The organism is Gracilibacillus alcaliphilus (assembly GCF_016909015.1).
In the GTDB taxonomy this organism is placed as follows: Bacteria; Bacillota; Bacilli; order Bacillales; family Amphibacillaceae; genus Gracilibacillus; species Gracilibacillus alcaliphilus.
In genome coordinates this window covers 157,117-171,380 of record NZ_JAFBFA010000001.1, presented here as the reverse complement: position 1 = coordinate 171,380, position 14,264 = coordinate 157,117, and the positions used below count along the sequence as shown (strand labels likewise).

Below are 14,264 nucleotides of genomic sequence, written 5' to 3'. Positions count from 1 at the left end.
CTATACCCCTCACGATCCCTCTGGTACTATTTGGTCCAAGTAGCCTTCCAAACGCTCTAATGATAATTCACCTAAAACACGTTCTTCTACCTTGCCATGCTCATCAATAAAATAAGTAGTAGGTAATGGCCGAATTCCGTATGCATCCAATACTTGACTGTTTTTATCATGCAAAATCGGGAAGGTTAATGCATGCTTATTTACAAAATTATTAATAACCAGTTCGGTTGCATCCACACTGACAGCAATTATCTCCACACCTTTTTCTTGATAAACAGGATATAATTGTTCCATATAAGGCATTTCACGCTCACAAGGCTCACAATAGGTAGCCCAGAAATTAAGCATAACCCCTTTTCCCTCATAATCAGACAGCTGTAAATCACCCAAGTCTTCTACTGTTGCAACTTGCTTTAAGGCAAAATCCGGGGCTTTATCTCCTACATCTACTGTGGCTCCGTCATCTGCTGTCAAGTTAGAGAAGACAGCAAAGGCTAGTGCGCCAAATAATACAACTAAAATCGCCGAACGAAAAATAATCCGGTTGCGTTTTTTATTCTTCTTGTTAGCTTTTGCCTGCTCTAGTTTACTCATAACAAGTCACTCCCTTACCACATTGTATCATTTCATGATGGAGATAATTGTGACAGTTCTTCAACAATTATTTGGCTAACTTTTTTAATTCCGCTACTTCCTGAGGCGTTAGTTCTCGGTAATCTCCAGGTGTCAGTCCTTCTGTCGTTAAAAAACCGAACCGTTCACGTCTTAACTTTTGAACAGGGGTGCCAATAGCTTCAAACATTCTGCGAATCTGGCGATTTTTTCCTTGATGAAGTACGATTTTAATCAAAGCCGTCTGTTTCTTTGGATCAATTGACATTATCTTTACGTGTTTTGCCTTTAGCAGATCTCCATCCGATCGAATCCCCTTCTTAAACAGCTGAAGCTTCTCCTTTGGAGGAATTCCCTTCGTCTTAACCACATATTCTTTATTGATTTGATGGCTCGGATGTAACAACAAGTTAGTGAATTCGCCATCATTTGTCATAATCAGTAAACCAGATGTATCATAGTCCAGTCTGCCTACTGGATACAATCGCTCACTATACCCTTCAAAAAAATCAGTAACCGTTTTACGTTTTTTATCATCAAAGGCACTGGTGATAACACCTCGAGGTTTATACAGGAGAAAATAACGCAGTTTTTCCTTTTCGATCGGGATTCCTTCTACTTTGACCTCATCCTTATCTGAAACTTTTATTCCTAACTCTGTTACTACTTCTCCATTAACTTCTACTCGTCCTTGTTCAATCAGCTTCTCTGCCTTGCGTCGAGAGGCTATTCCACTATGGGCGATCACTTTTTGCAGTCGTTCCATTATTATTCCACGCTTCCTTTATATAAAATTCTGATCACAAAACGAAAAGAGTAGCGCTGTCTGAAGGCGCTACTACGAAAATAACCAAGTAACAATGATTACCGACACTATTATACCAATAAAATCTGCAATCAGTCCAATTTTTAATGCGTTCCCCATTTTTTTAATACCGACTGCTCCAAAGTAGACCGTTAAAATATAGAGGGTTGTATCTGTACTGCCCTGCATAGTGGACGCCAGTCTGCCCAAAAAAGAATCTGGTCCATATACTTGAATGATATCAGCCGTCACTCCCAAGGCCGCCGTACCAGATATAGGCCGAAGTATTGCTAATGGTGCAAGCTCAGCGGGTATCCCTAGTAGGTCCAATAATGGCTGTAAAAGCTGTACTAATGCGTCCAATGCCCCTGAACTCCTCAATATTGCAATAGCAACCAGCATGCCTAATAAAAAAGGGAGCAAAGAGACAGCCATCTGCAATCCTTCTTTGCCCCCTTCTACAAATACTTCATAGGCTGGTACACGTTTAATTAGTGCAGTGATTAGTATAAGCATAATTAGGAGCGGAACCAGCCAAATGCTAATAATCGTAAGACTTTCAACCACTTATATCAACCCCTTCCTACTCTCGGCGCTTTCTCCACAGCCTGTCAATTATAATAGCAGCAACAGTTGTAATCACAGAAGCGATAATCGTGCTGGAAACAATTTCTGTTGGAGCTTGCGATCCATATTCCATTCGGATAGCGATTACCGTAGTAGGTACTAGTGTAATACTAGTAGTATTAATCACAAGAAAGGTAATCATCGATGAGCTAGCTGTATCTGATTTGCTCAACTTCTTCATCTCTTCCATCGCCTTGATTCCCATCGGCGTTGCTGCATTACCTAAACCGAATAAATTAGCAGAGATATTGGCCAGAATATATCCCATCGCCGGATGATCAGGCGGAATTTCAGGAAACAATCGTCTCACAACAGGCCTGGCCAATTTGGCGAAGCCTGACAACAAGCCTGCCTTTTCTGCAATACGTAATATTCCCAGCCAGAAGATGAGCACACTGGAAAGTCCAATGATCAAAGTCACAGCCTCCCCCGCACTAGCAAACAATTCCTGATTAACCTGATCCATCGTGCCATTAAACATGGCGTACACAATACCAATAATCGCCATCAGTGCCCAAATTATATTAATCATGGCGCTCACCAAACACCTTCTGCCAAAAGGTGGGCTCTTCCTGCTCGGATTTTTGATAAAAAGCCGTTGAGGCGATTGCCTGCTGATCTAGATAGAATACCCTCATTCCAAGCCGCTGAAAGGATTGCGGACTAGAACTAACAAGATTTTTATAAGAGATTTTATCCATTTCCGTTTCTGTCAGCGGATAATAAAGCGGTGTAGTGATGGTTGCTGATAGGAGTTGATCTGATTGTTTCAATGTGATTTCTTCCTTTTCTTGCAGCAGTTGAAGAGGATAATGATCAAATCCCCATTCAAATAATTGCATATGGTCTTGCCAATCATTCGGTGCATTTAATGTAACAGCAATTAAGGTTTGATTCTCTTTTTCTGCCGTTGAGATTAAGGTTCGGCCGGCAGCCTTTGTGTAGCCTGTCTTCCCGCCGGTACTTTGCCCATATAACTTGGTTAATAACTTATTCTTATTAATCCAGGCATAGTCTCTTGCTTTCGGTTGATAAGAAGATGTGGCAGAAATGGTTTGAAAAGTTTCATTTTCAACTGCATATTTCATTAATAATGCCATATCATAAGCTGTGGAATAATGGGTATCTGAATCAAGTCCGTGCGGGTTATCAAAATGGGTATTGGTCATGCCTAACCATGCTGCCTTTTCATTCATTAAATAGGTGAACCCCTGCTCACTGCCAGCTATATGTTCACTTATGGCGATCGCAGCGTCATTTCCTGATCTTAACATCAAGCCGTAAAGGAGCTCTTCTAAGGTAAACTTGTCCTTTTTCTCTAAGTAAATAGAGGACCCTTCTGCCTTGATAGCATGATCAGAAATGTTTACAGAATCGTTAAGATTGCCTTGTTCTATAGCAATAATTGCCGTCATCACCTTTGTAATACTGGCTATTAATGCCGGATCATCTGCTCCCTTTTGATAGAGTACCCTGCCTGAGGTTTGATCCATCAAAACGGCATGTTCTGCAGATACGGAAACCGTTGCCTTTACCGATAGGGGATCCAACAAAAAAAGAATCGTTAACAGCATGACGAGTTTACACTTAATTTTCACTTGTAAAAATGCTCTAAAGGGCTGAATTACCCATTTGCCCATCATTTGTAGCCGACAAGGTCTCATTATATCACTCCACTCACTTCACAAAGAGGTTTGTACCATTGTATGCAGAGCTGGACAAGATATGTCTACTCTGGCTGTAATGACTTTTTCATCTCTTTAGTGAGTTGGGCAGAAACATCAATTTTATACGAAAACGTTGATTTAGTGTTGCTCTTGGTTTATTTGCACAGATTTGTTGGGAACAAGCTCTCAAACAGAGGAGTGTATTTCTGGAGTGGCTGTCAATAGCCTTCTCTTTATTTTTAAAAATGGAGGCTTATCACTATAAACTCTATTTCATATCTTGAAAAACTGCATATCATCTATAGAAATAAGTATTTGTAGTTGCTTGAATCGACTTTTTGACAAAGAAAGCAGCAAATTGTTTTCACGTATGGCAGGTATCGTGAGCGTGGTAACCACTGCGGCTGACCGTTTCGCTTTTCGACTACAGGACGTACTAGTGCAGACGTGGCGATTGTCGTCGTGATGTTAGTCTGCCGAGGGCATGCTCTTCAGCTAACTTTTGCCAAGAAGATCACCTGACTAAAGTGGTTTTCTTTTTTAGTTAGCTGAGGCCGTCTCCATGGCAAGCGAAGGACTTGGCTGAAGCGAATCTTCACACCTTTATTCAGTCAAATAAGGACAAGGCAAAGGCAATAAGGGGGAACTGATTACGCAAATAATAAGGGTAATTTGTTTCTCACGATAGCACTTTTTGTTTTGTCCAAGCCTCATTGGTCCTACGATTCTATATCTTTTAATCGGTCAAAAAATAGATCAGCTTCTTGTTCTACATCCAGTTCATGAATATCCTCAGGTAAAGGAGGTAAGTCTTCCAGTGAACTTAAGCCGAAATAGGTTAAAAATTCTAAGGTAGTACCAAACAAAATCGGACGGCCGATGCCTTCTTTTCTGCCCACTTCTTCAATCAACGCACGCGAAATCAGTGTTTGAAGCGGGCGCTCACTCTTCACTCCTCTTATTTCTTCAATCTCTGTCCGAGTGATCGGCTGAAGGTATGCAATAATAGCAAGTGTTTCTAAGGCTGCTTGCGATAGCTTGGTATGCACTTTTGTCTCTTTAAACTTAGCATAATACTCACTATGTTCTGGCTTTGTTGTCAGGAACAACATATGTTGTGATTCCATTAACATAATTCCTCTTACAGCATGTTCATACTCAAACTTCATTTCTGTTAAGAGGTGATCGACTATATCTTTATCTAAATCAAGCACTTTTCGCAATTCACTCTTTCGAATTCCTTCATCACCAGCAGCAAATATCAAGCCTTCTATCACTGCCTTCATATCATTCATGTCCAATTCGATTACCTCCATGTCTTCTGGTTCTACTCTTGTTGATAAGGATAAATAATTAAATCATCTAAATTGTTTTCCTGTTTACAGCTGACTTTCTTCTGTTTCATTAATTCTAGAATCGCTATAAAGGTCACCACCACATAGGTTCGGGTCTTTGTAGGGAACAACTCAGTAAACAAAAGAGGCTGCTTCACTCGGATGACTGTTTCCATGATTTCATCCATCCGTTGTTCAATTGGTATCTCTTGTCTTTGTACAGATGTTTCCATTGGCTGCTGCCATTTGCGCCTTTCTAATATTTTTCCAATCGCTTCCAGCATATCATACATATTTGCTCCACCTTCAGGTAAAGCTGGCTGGTCAGTAGACTGGAAGCTAAGCGGAGGCCTTGTATGGACCTGACTCTGCTCTGCCTCACGTTCTTTTAAATGAATGGCTGCTTCCTTATATTTACGATACTCAATTAATCGTCTCATCAACTCTTCTCGAGGATCTTCTTCATATTCTTCTTCTAATTCCAGTGACGGAGCTGGTAATAATAATTTGCTTTTAATTTCTAATAAAGCTGCTGCCATGACTAAATATTCACTAGCAATATTCAGTTCCAATTCCTGCATCGTATGAATATAGGTTAAGTATTGAGCGGTAATCTCTGATACCGGAATATCATAAATATCAATTTCGTATTTATTAATGAGATGCAGCAATAAATCTAACGGCCCTTCAAAGCTGTCTAATTTGACTTGATAATGAATGGACATGACATACCTCCAAGTGTAAGTTTATCTTACTAGAAATGCTGCTGAAACCAGGCGCCGAAAAGTAACTATGTTTTTAAGATCGGCGCATAACCTGCTGCTAAACTTTTCGTTTCTTTTTTTAATCAGGGCATTCACCCATACAAGATTTAAGTCTTTGCATACCTTACATATGAACAAACAAAATTCAGATTATTTAGGAGGTTACCTTATGTCACACGCATATAGCGGCGGGTTCGCTCTTATTGTTGTATTATTTATTCTTTTGATTATTGTTGGAGCAGCTTGGTGTTAAGCTGTCACAACTGCACCGTTCTTTTGACAAACAAGAACCTTTGCCAAGGCAAAGGTTCTTGTTTGTTACTTATTCTTCAGCTTCTTCCTGACATTTCTCAAAAAATTTACCTGTCAAGTCGTTCCCCACCACTTGATAACGATCGGCATAAAGTTTTTTCACTTCTTGTACCATCTTTTTTCCGATACCTTGGCTTCGATGTGACGGTGTAACGGTTAGATGCTGAATAATAGCTCTTCCATTGCCTTGATCCAGACAAACACCGATAGCACCTAGGACATCATCAGCTTCTTTCCAAAGAAACAACTGCCAATTATCATTCACTTCATATTCATGGATTGTATCTTGCAGCCGTTTAACCTCTTTTTCCTCTGGCATAAAAGAAAGTAAACCCATTGCAATCTTTTCCGTTCGCTTTTTGAAACGAATTAACATATTGAATCCCTCATTATTTATAACACTACATTTATATTTATCAGTACCCATCGACCGTTTCCACCATAACATGTTTCAAAAAGATTAATACATCTTGTTAAGGTGTAACAGACAGCAGTCCCTGATAAGTTTGACTAAAACACAGCAGGAAACACCCAACAGATAGAAGTCTCCCTTTATGCTATGTTATTATCTTAAAAGTCGTTACTATTATAACCAATTGTTAGGGTGACAATACTATACCGAACCAATAGTAACTTCCCCACACTAAACCCACTAATAAGAGAATAATAAAAAGTAGTATATTTTTTTTACGCATGTAAAATAGCTTCCTTACATTTCATGGAATTATAGTTCTTCTCTTGCTAATAACCAATAATGGTATCTATCACCTAACAATAGTATATTGTTTTATAGTTGTCAATACCAATCTTATACTTCTGATACACGTACGGATTTCATGGCATCCCCTTGACGAATGCGTAATACTGTATCCATTCCTTCTAACACTTGACCAAACACAGTATGAACACCGTCTAAATGTGGTTGTGGCTCATGAACGATAAAGAATTGACTTCCGCCAGTATCTTTGCCGGCATGTGCCATCGATAGTGAACCGGCAACATGTTTATGCGGATTTCCTTCTGTTTCACATTTAATAGTATAGCCTGGGCCACCCATTCCGGTACCAGTTGGATCTCCTCCTTGTGCTACAAAACCAGGGATAACGCGATGGAATATAACTCCATCATAAAATTGATCATTGGCTAATTTTTCAAAATTAGCTACCGTATTTGGAGCTGCTTCCTCATATAATTCAATAACAATCTTTTCACCATTTTCAAATTCAATTACTGCTTGTTTCATTACCTATTTCCCCCTATTCATATGATAAATCATTAACAATCATATCTTCGTATGATTCTCGTTTAATCACCAGTTTATCTTGACCATCTTCAACAAAAACGACGGCGGCTTTTGGAAAACGATTGTAGTGATTGGACATGGAATAGCCATAAGCACCTGTAGAAAATACAACCAATACATCATCAGCTTGCACTTTGGGCAATTCTATATCCCATATTAACATGTCTCCTGATTCACAGCATTTTCCTGCAATAGAAACTAATTCTTGCTCTGCATTATCCATTTTATTAGCAATCACTGCCTCATATTTTGCCTGATAGAGCGCTGGCCTTAAATTATCTGTCATTCCTCCGTCAACTGCGACATACTTTCGTACATTAGGAATTTCTTTGACAGATCCTATTGAATACAAAGTTACCGCCGTATCACCAACAATCGAACGGCCTGGCTCAATCCAAATTTCAGGAAGTTCTAACTGATAGACATCTGCTTGCTCATTGACCTTCGTCACTAAAGCCTGCACATACTCTTCTAAAGGTAATGGGGCATCTTCTTTCGTATAATAAATACCAAATCCGCCTCCAAGATTAATCACCTCTGCTGTGAAATCAAAGCGCTGGTTCCACTCAGACAAGGTTTGGAATAATCGCTCAATTGCCATCCTAAAACCATCTGTTTCGAAAATTTGAGAACCAATGTGGCAGTGCAATCCTTTTAGATGAATGGCTTTGCTTTCCATTAACTTCCGCATGGCTTCCTCTGCTTGGCCATTGGTCAGGTCAAAACCGAACTTCGAATCTTCATTTCCTGTAAGAATGTAATCATGGGTATGGGCCTCAATACCTGGTGTCACCCTAATCAAGACATCCATTGTCTTCTGCTGATCAGCTAACACTTGCTCTAATAAGTCGATTTCATAGAAGTTGTCTACCACGATACATCCGATATTATGTGTTACTGCCATCTCAATTTCTTGATAGCTCTTATTATTGCCATGCATATGTATTTTTTCTACAGGAAATTCTGCCTGTAACGCGGTATATAATTCCCCTTGTGAGACTACATCAAGACTTAAATTCTCTTGTTTCGCCACTTGCACCATCGCAATGGAGGAAAATGCCTTGCTCGCATACGCCACTTGTGCCCGTACACCTGACTTTTCAAAGCTTTCAACAAAAGCCCGGGCATTTTTACGTATTTTGTTGACGTCATAAACAAATAACGGTGTACCATATTTATTGGCCAGTTCCATACTATCCAATCCAGCGATCATTAAATGCCCTTTATCGTTTACTTTATAATGTTGCTGCATATTCATACCCCTTCTCGTACTCTATACTGATATTGAAAATCCCTTACTTCTATCTTTGGTTCTATCCAAGAAAGGAAGACAAGGGATGATCTAATCCTGATTCTACACAAACTCCCAAAGCATAGAATAAATTTATCACAGGCTTCGACTCAGTTCAAGTTTTACTTACAGCGCGTGTTCAAAAAGTTCGATAAAAAGGACCAAGAAGTTTCAGGCGGTGCAGCCTTTGAGCAAATGGGCTTACACGTAGAAAAAGTGATTTTCTTTTTCAAGGAGACGATCTTGCACACAGAAAAAGCGATCTTCTTTTTCAAGGAACGGATCGTATGCTTTTAATACGTGAGTAGCGGACTTGCACAGGATGTGTTGACTTCTGCGTTACCCACACGAAGTGGGTGATCTTAGTAGAAGTACCCCTACCGCCAACTCTGACATTCGATGCGTCATTTTTATCGTGTTTTTTGAACACCTTCTTACTAAAGTTATGATTGTTTTTGGTTATTCGTCGGCTTAACTATACTTGGTCTAGTTTTAGATAAAGGCATGGCCAGACGGAACATAATCTGCCACAGAGCCTTGTCATTAAAAGGTATAAACGGCCACAAATAAGGTGTTTGTAATGATCTTGTCGAGGCAAGAAACAGTATAAATAAGGTGGTTCCAATCAGAAATCCTGCTGTATGGAAAGCGAATGTAAGTAATATCAATATAATTCGAGCGATTTTATTGGCAACACTCAGTTCATAGCTTGGCGTTGCAAAAGAGCCAATTGCGCTAATGGAAACATATAAAATTACTTCCGAACTAAACAATCCCACTTCAATAGCAATTTCACCAATCAGAACTGCTGCGATCAAACCCATTGCTGTAGATAATGCCGTTGGGGTATGGATGGCAGCCATTCGCAGAAATTCAATACCAATGTCAGCTAGTAGTATTTGTACAACAATCGGAACATTTCCCACCTCATTCGGCCCGATAAATTGTAATGTATCTGGGAGCAATTCCGGCTCCTGCACAACTAATAACCAAAGCGGCAGCAAAAACAAGGAAGCAAAGATTCCCATAAAGCGAATCCAGCGTACAAAAGTCCCTACAGACGGAGATTCACGATATTCTTCGGCATGCTGTACATGGTGAAAAAAGGTGGTCGGTACGATAATCATACTTGGTGATGTATCAACCATAATCAGGACATGCCCCTCAAACAGATGGGCAGCGGCCACATCTGGTCGTTCGGTATAGCGCACCATTGGGTAAGGATTCATCCCTTGACTAACCAAGTATTCTTCAATCGTCTTATCGGCCATCGATAAGCCATCGATTTTTATCTGACCAAGCTCATTTTTGATTAAGTCTACCAGTCCCACATCAGCAACATCTTGCAGGTAACAGATACACACATCTGTCTTTGATCGTTCACCAACTTGTATCATCTGGTTGCGGAGCCTCTCATCACGTATCCGTCTTCTTGTTAGAGCCGTATTTTCAATAATATTTTCGGTATAGCCATCTCTTGATCCACGAACCACTTTCTCTGTATCTGGTTCTTCCGGTGTACGCCCTGGGTAATGTCTAGTATCAACAACAAAACATTCCTCTTCCCCATCGGCAAATATAATTGCTAAACCAGATAATAATTGATCGACTGCTTCATCCATGGTTTTCACTGACTTTACTTGCTCATGAACGATGCGATTGTTCAATTCTTGAAAAATATCGCTTTTGGCATTCTCGTCATCATTAATTGAGACTAGTTTTTTGATAATTTCAGTAAGGGCATCACCGTCAACTAAACCTGTTACAAAATAGAGCTGTACTTTCTTTTTTAAAATAATTAATTCGCGGAAATCAACATCAAAGGATAAGCCTATCCCCAAGCGATTGGTTAAATATTCCTTGTTTTTGATAATCGAATGATCAATTTTCTGCATATACAACTTCCTTTTTAAATAATTTCGACAAAAATAAGCCACTGAAAAAGAGATCCGACGATTTTTCCAATTACAATCGCCATTAACAGCCAGAGCAGCTCCTTATCGATTCCGAGCCGCTTCAACAAGATAGGAAATACATTCAATACTTCGGTCAACGCAGCAGCCAGCATACCGATAAATACACCGTGAAGCAGTCCCCAAAAGCTAACCAATATCAACGGCAGCTGGATCGTTACATCGGTAAAGGTGAAATACGTTCCCAGTAACGCCCCGGCAATTACGCTAAATTGATAAGAAGGCAAACTTCGATAGGATTTACTCAACTGAATCAGTCTGGGAATAATACCTAAAACGGTCAAAAAGGCAACAAACCCGGAACCAACTACTAAGCCTGATCCAAGCCCAATAAATACTTGCAAAAAGACTGTGATCGCTTCAGCTGTCATCATGTTTATTTAACGCATTCTCATGCTGTATGACATATTGATCAAGATCCTGTTGATAGTTAAATACTTCAATTTCTAATGGGCTGGGCTCTTCATTAAAACGTTTCTTAAACAAATGATTAAAAAATAAGATCATCCCTAGTCCTAATCCTATCGAGTATGGAATTTGTAACCACAGAGGTTTATTTACGCGTTCACCAGTTAATAAATAATAGATCCCTTGCTGCACTTCCTGCATACTGACATCATAGTGAAAGTTCATAATTGCCATCGCTGACCCGACACACATCAACAGCCAAATTAAGAAAATGATTGGAACTGATACCTTTTTTGCTTGCTTTGGTATTTCAACGATAACCTGATTGGTGCCTAACAGTTCAATCGACAGCAATGGATATGCCTGTACCATAACTTCTAATAGCTGAAAACCGTCAATTACCGATATATTCTTATCAGCCTCCGTAATTTGGTAAATAGGGACAGCTCCTAACTCATCTAAATATTCAATATTCCCTGTGATAAAGGCTATATCTTTTAATGTAATATATTGATTTTGTTTGGCAGTTATTTTCTTTTTGAGGCGAATATACACCTTATCTTCAGACATCTCATATCACCTCACCATTCCATGATTGAGTTTAGTATGGTAAGAAAAAAGAGAATTCATGCATGTAAGATAAGCGCGCAGTCCATCATTAGGGTCGTCACTTATTGATCACCTAAATGCTTTAGTCACCCTCTTTATTTAGTTTATTCCCTTGCATAAAATACTAACTTTTTGAACAAATTACGGATATTCCCTACAATGAGGTGTTCTGTTTGATGTACAATCGTAAACTTCGTAAAAACAAGAATCATAGGAATTCCATTAAAGATTCCAAAATCGGTGCACAACAAAATATTGGCACCTCTATCGAAGAAAATATAAACACTATACACAAAAAAACCGGTAACAGCTCAGATATTATTAACCGAACCATATCGATCGGTCATGATGCTAAAATGAACCTTTTTATTATCTATGTCAGTGGTCTGGTGGATCATCTAACTATTAATCAATTTTTAGCAGAATTAATGGAGATAGACACACAAGAAAAACTTCATGCCAAAGACCCCTTTACATTCTTTTCTGAAGAGGTAGTAACGATCGGCAGTGTAAAAGCCGTTAAAGGCTGGGATTCATTATTTCAATCCTTGTTATCCGGTGACACCATCATTCTTGCTGAAGGAAAAAACACAGCATTAGTTTGCAGTACGAAAGGCGGAGAAAAACGTGCTGTTGAAGAACCTGCTTCCGAATTATCTGTATTGACTGGGAGAATAAAAAAGCAGCTCTCGCCTATCGAGTGATCCGCCAAAAGACAAAGGTATCCACACAAATGAAAGACGACAAGCCGATGATTTCGATTAACATCCGAGCAGAAGGAGATCTTCGTACCGTAGGGGTGGCTTTGGATGTAACCAATTCACATATATTGCTAGATATTGAGAAGGCACTGGAACAAAAAATTAAAGGAGAGGTCGAGGCGGCGGTTCAAGAAGCCCAGAAAAACAAATGCGATGTATTTGGTTTTGGAGAAAAGCTGCATCAATCCGAACCCGATGTGTGGAAGTGGCTTAAACAAGAGTGGCACGATGTTTCCTTTCCAGAATTACACATCGACGTAAAGGCTTTTATTCGTCGCACAGGTACGAGAAATAATCCCTACCTTTTCGACATGGAAAAGAACGAAGAGTGAGAAGAGAAGATTTATTCATGGAAAAGGCGAAAATTAATGCATCCCAACTGTTTATCATTATGGTTTTATTCCAACTGAGCAATTCTTTACTGATTCCCCTCGCAATGGGAGCAGAACAGGATAGCTGGTTAGTGATCCTCCTTGCGATGATCATAAGCATTTTCTTATTTTTCGTCTATCATAGCCTTTACCATTATTATCCTCACTTATTGTTAACGGACTATATAGAGAAAGTCATCGGTAAGATCTTTGGACGAATACTGGCTTTTCTCTATATTCTTTTCTTTCTGTTTTCCGCTGCGAGAGTACTGCGAGAATCCGGAGAAATGTTATTGTCTTTTGCCTTTCCTGAAACTCCTTTGATCGTGTCAAGTACTTTGTTGATCCTTGTGGTTGTTTATGCTGTGTATAAAAGCATTGAGGTGATTACCAGGACAGGAGAACTTCTTTTTGTCATCATGTGTCTGCTGGCGCTCTCTTTATTTCTTCTCATTGCTATTTCAGGCTTAATTCATCTTTCCAATCTAAAACCGATACTTGAATCCCCATCTAAAGTGATCAAAACCGTTTTTACGGAAACATTGTATGTTCCTTTTGGTGAAATTGTCATATTTACGATGGTTTTCCCTTACTTGAATCAAGCCAAAAAGTAAAAAACAGGGCTTTTCGCCATCGTAACTACGGGGGTTATCCTTGCACTGACCATGATTCTAAATATCAGTGTTCTCGGCGTACGGCTTGTGGAACGTTCTCACTTTCCTTTGTTAACGACGATACAATCGATTGAAGTAGGAGATTTCTTGGAACGCCTGGATGTTATCTTTATCCTTATCTTGGTGATTGGCGGGTTCTTTAAGGTAAGTCTGTATACATACGGGGCTGTAATCGGAGCTGCAAGCTTGTTTGATATAAAAGAACCTTCCAAATTAGCCTATCCTTTTGGAATCGTTATTCTGCTTTTATCGATGATTATTGCAAGCAATTACTCAGAACATCTTTACGAAGGATTACATGTGTTCCCCCTCTATGCCCAGCTCCCGTTTCAGGTCATTATACCTGTCCTTTTGTTGATCATAGCTTTGTTCCAGCATAGAAAAAAACGGCAAGATAAAGAGGACAAAATGGATCGAAGGACGGATATTTACAAATCTCAGGGAGAGTGACAAAAAGTGAAAATTCTTGGTATTACTCTATTAATGTTCATTCTTTTAGCAAGTGTTTCTTTAGGAATAGATTTGTCTCAAGATTTTGAAGTACATGTATCTATCAAAAGAGCATTTAACCCTTTATATGTGATGGAACTGCCCGAATTAGTCATCCTGTTCCTGCTTATACTAATCTTATTTTCCTCCCCTGTATTTACTTTTTTTTAAAAAAGACAAGCGAAAAAAAATAAGGAGTGAACATTTTTCTTTATTGCAACATAGAACAGAGAAAACGGACGAAAGAACTTATATTAAATGAAG

At 39.3% G+C, this 14,264-nt stretch carries 17 protein-coding genes and 1 pseudogene; 5 read left to right on the top strand and 13 right to left on the bottom strand.

Annotated elements, in window-relative coordinates; translation table 11 throughout:
• Positions 1-9: 9 nt before the first annotated feature.
• The 7 genes from resA to JOD18_RS00900 form a co-directional block, all read right to left on the bottom strand.
• Entirely contained in the window at positions 10-594 is a 585-nt protein-coding gene (gene resA / locus JOD18_RS00930; protein ID WP_204666999.1) for a thiol-disulfide oxidoreductase ResA, read from the bottom strand.
• 67 nt (positions 595-661) lie between these two features.
• The gene (locus JOD18_RS00925; protein ID WP_204666998.1) at positions 662-1,378 is read right to left on the bottom strand and encodes a pseudouridine synthase; all 717 of its coding nucleotides are present in this window, start codon (positions 1,376-1,378) and stop codon (positions 662-664) included.
• 72 nt (positions 1,379-1,450) lie between these two features.
• The gene (locus tag JOD18_RS00920; RefSeq protein WP_204667189.1) at positions 1,451-1,933 is read right to left on the bottom strand and encodes a spore maturation protein; all 483 of its coding nucleotides are present in this window, start codon (positions 1,931-1,933) and stop codon (positions 1,451-1,453) included.
• Between the two features lie 67 nt (positions 1,934-2,000).
• Complete coding sequence (locus tag JOD18_RS00915; protein ID WP_204666997.1) at positions 2,001-2,576, bottom strand: nucleoside recognition domain-containing protein; 576 nt, start codon at positions 2,574-2,576, stop codon at positions 2,001-2,003.
• A complete protein-coding gene (locus tag JOD18_RS00910) occupies positions 2,569-3,708 on the bottom strand; it encodes a D-alanyl-D-alanine carboxypeptidase family protein (RefSeq protein WP_239587838.1) in 1,140 nt (379 codons plus the stop codon). Before JOD18_RS00910 ends, JOD18_RS00915 begins: the two co-directional genes overlap by 8 nt.
• 722 nt (positions 3,709-4,430) lie before the next feature.
• Positions 4,431-5,012, bottom strand: a complete 582-nt coding sequence (gene scpB, locus JOD18_RS00905) for an SMC-Scp complex subunit ScpB (protein ID WP_204666996.1) — start codon at positions 5,010-5,012, stop codon at positions 4,431-4,433.
• A 26-nt stretch (positions 5,013-5,038) separates the two neighbouring features.
• Complete coding sequence (locus tag JOD18_RS00900) at positions 5,039-5,770, bottom strand: segregation/condensation protein A (RefSeq protein ID WP_204666995.1); 732 nt, start codon at positions 5,768-5,770, stop codon at positions 5,039-5,041.
• Between the two features lie 208 nt (positions 5,771-5,978).
• Here JOD18_RS00900 and JOD18_RS00895 point away from each other — a divergent pair, with 208 nt between their 5' ends.
• A complete protein-coding gene (locus JOD18_RS00895) occupies positions 5,979-6,062 on the top strand; it encodes a YjcZ family sporulation protein (protein WP_204667185.1) in 84 nt (27 codons plus the stop codon).
• Positions 6,063-6,131: 69 nt separating this feature from the next.
• On the opposite strand, the gene JOD18_RS00890 is transcribed toward JOD18_RS00895, so the two are convergent.
• The 6 genes from JOD18_RS00890 to JOD18_RS00865 form a co-directional block, all read right to left on the bottom strand.
• The gene (locus tag JOD18_RS00890) at positions 6,132-6,497 is read right to left on the bottom strand and encodes a GNAT family N-acetyltransferase (RefSeq protein ID WP_204666994.1); all 366 of its coding nucleotides are present in this window, start codon (positions 6,495-6,497) and stop codon (positions 6,132-6,134) included.
• Positions 6,498-6,929: 432 nt separating this feature from the next.
• Positions 6,930-7,364, bottom strand: a complete 435-nt coding sequence (locus JOD18_RS00885; RefSeq protein ID WP_204666993.1) for a peptidylprolyl isomerase — start codon at positions 7,362-7,364, stop codon at positions 6,930-6,932.
• Between the two features lie 13 nt (positions 7,365-7,377).
• Positions 7,378-8,676 (bottom strand): diaminopimelate decarboxylase, encoded by a 1,299-nt coding sequence (lysA, locus tag JOD18_RS00880; protein ID WP_420827773.1) that lies wholly within the window; start codon positions 8,674-8,676, stop codon positions 7,378-7,380.
• A gap of 482 nt (positions 8,677-9,158) precedes the next feature.
• On the bottom strand, positions 9,159-10,610 hold the full coding sequence (locus JOD18_RS00875) for a spore germination protein (protein ID WP_204666991.1): 1,452 nt from the start codon (positions 10,608-10,610) through the stop codon (positions 9,159-9,161).
• 14 nt (positions 10,611-10,624) lie between these two features.
• Positions 10,625-11,059: a stage V sporulation protein AB gene (locus JOD18_RS00870; protein WP_204667183.1), complete on the bottom strand. Its 435-nt coding sequence runs from the start codon at positions 11,057-11,059 to the stop codon at positions 10,625-10,627.
• Positions 11,049-11,666, bottom strand: coding sequence for a stage V sporulation protein AA (locus tag JOD18_RS00865; RefSeq protein WP_204666990.1), 618 nt, complete (start codon positions 11,664-11,666; stop codon positions 11,049-11,051). Before JOD18_RS00865 ends, JOD18_RS00870 begins: the two co-directional genes overlap by 11 nt.
• A gap of 215 nt (positions 11,667-11,881) precedes the next feature.
• Between JOD18_RS00865 and JOD18_RS00860 the strand changes: the two genes are divergently transcribed.
• The 4 genes and pseudogenes from JOD18_RS00860 (at position 11,882) to JOD18_RS25100 (ending at position 14,171) form a co-directional block, all read left to right on the top strand.
• A complete protein-coding gene (locus JOD18_RS00860; RefSeq protein ID WP_204666989.1) occupies positions 11,882-12,409 on the top strand; it encodes a spore germination protein in 528 nt (175 codons plus the stop codon).
• Positions 12,406-12,798: a Ger(x)C family spore germination C-terminal domain-containing protein gene (locus JOD18_RS00855; RefSeq protein ID WP_204666988.1), complete on the top strand. Its 393-nt coding sequence runs from the start codon at positions 12,406-12,408 to the stop codon at positions 12,796-12,798. The genes JOD18_RS00860 and JOD18_RS00855 overlap by 4 nt, the downstream gene beginning before the upstream one ends.
• Before the next feature lie 17 nt (positions 12,799-12,815).
• Positions 12,816-13,961: pseudogene (locus JOD18_RS00850) on the top strand (GerAB/ArcD/ProY family transporter).
• Positions 13,962-13,967: 6 nt separating this feature from the next.
• The gene (locus JOD18_RS25100; RefSeq protein WP_476702394.1) at positions 13,968-14,171 is read left to right on the top strand and encodes a YczF family membrane protein; all 204 of its coding nucleotides are present in this window, start codon (positions 13,968-13,970) and stop codon (positions 14,169-14,171) included.
• The last annotated feature ends 93 nt before the right edge of the window (positions 14,172-14,264 follow it).

Excerpts from the sequence above, each read along its gene's own strand:
- JOD18_RS00895 (WP_204667185.1), top strand. The coding sequence starts at position 5,979 with ATGTCACACGCATATAGCGGCGGGTTCGCTCTTATTGTTGTATTATTT.
- JOD18_RS00920 (WP_204667189.1), bottom strand. The coding sequence starts at position 1,933 with ATGCTTATACTAATCACTGCACTAATTAAACGTGTACCAGCCTATGAA.
- lysA (WP_420827773.1), bottom strand. The coding sequence starts at position 8,676 with ATGCAGCAACATTATAAAGTAAACGATAAAGGGCATTTAATGATCGCT.
- JOD18_RS00910 (WP_239587838.1), bottom strand. The coding sequence starts at position 3,708 with ATGAGACCTTGTCGGCTACAAATGATGGGCAAATGGGTAATTCAGCCC.
- JOD18_RS00890 (WP_204666994.1), bottom strand. The coding sequence starts at position 6,497 with ATGTTAATTCGTTTCAAAAAGCGAACGGAAAAGATTGCAATGGGTTTA.
- JOD18_RS00865 (WP_204666990.1), bottom strand. The coding sequence starts at position 11,666 with ATGTCTGAAGATAAGGTGTATATTCGCCTCAAAAAGAAAATAACTGCC.
- JOD18_RS00915 (WP_204666997.1), bottom strand. The coding sequence starts at position 2,576 with ATGATTAATATAATTTGGGCACTGATGGCGATTATTGGTATTGTGTAC.
- JOD18_RS00925 (WP_204666998.1), bottom strand. The coding sequence starts at position 1,378 with ATGGAACGACTGCAAAAAGTGATCGCCCATAGTGGAATAGCCTCTCGA.
- JOD18_RS00900 (WP_204666995.1), bottom strand. The coding sequence starts at position 5,770 with ATGTCCATTCATTATCAAGTCAAATTAGACAGCTTTGAAGGGCCGTTA.
- resA (WP_204666999.1), bottom strand. The coding sequence starts at position 594 with ATGAGTAAACTAGAGCAGGCAAAAGCTAACAAGAAGAATAAAAAACGC.
- JOD18_RS00875 (WP_204666991.1), bottom strand. The coding sequence starts at position 10,610 with ATGCAGAAAATTGATCATTCGATTATCAAAAACAAGGAATATTTAACC.
- JOD18_RS00870 (WP_204667183.1), bottom strand. The coding sequence starts at position 11,059 with ATGACAGCTGAAGCGATCACAGTCTTTTTGCAAGTATTTATTGGGCTT.
- JOD18_RS00860 (WP_204666989.1), top strand. The coding sequence starts at position 11,882 with ATGTACAATCGTAAACTTCGTAAAAACAAGAATCATAGGAATTCCATT.
- JOD18_RS00885 (WP_204666993.1), bottom strand. The coding sequence starts at position 7,364 with ATGAAACAAGCAGTAATTGAATTTGAAAATGGTGAAAAGATTGTTATT.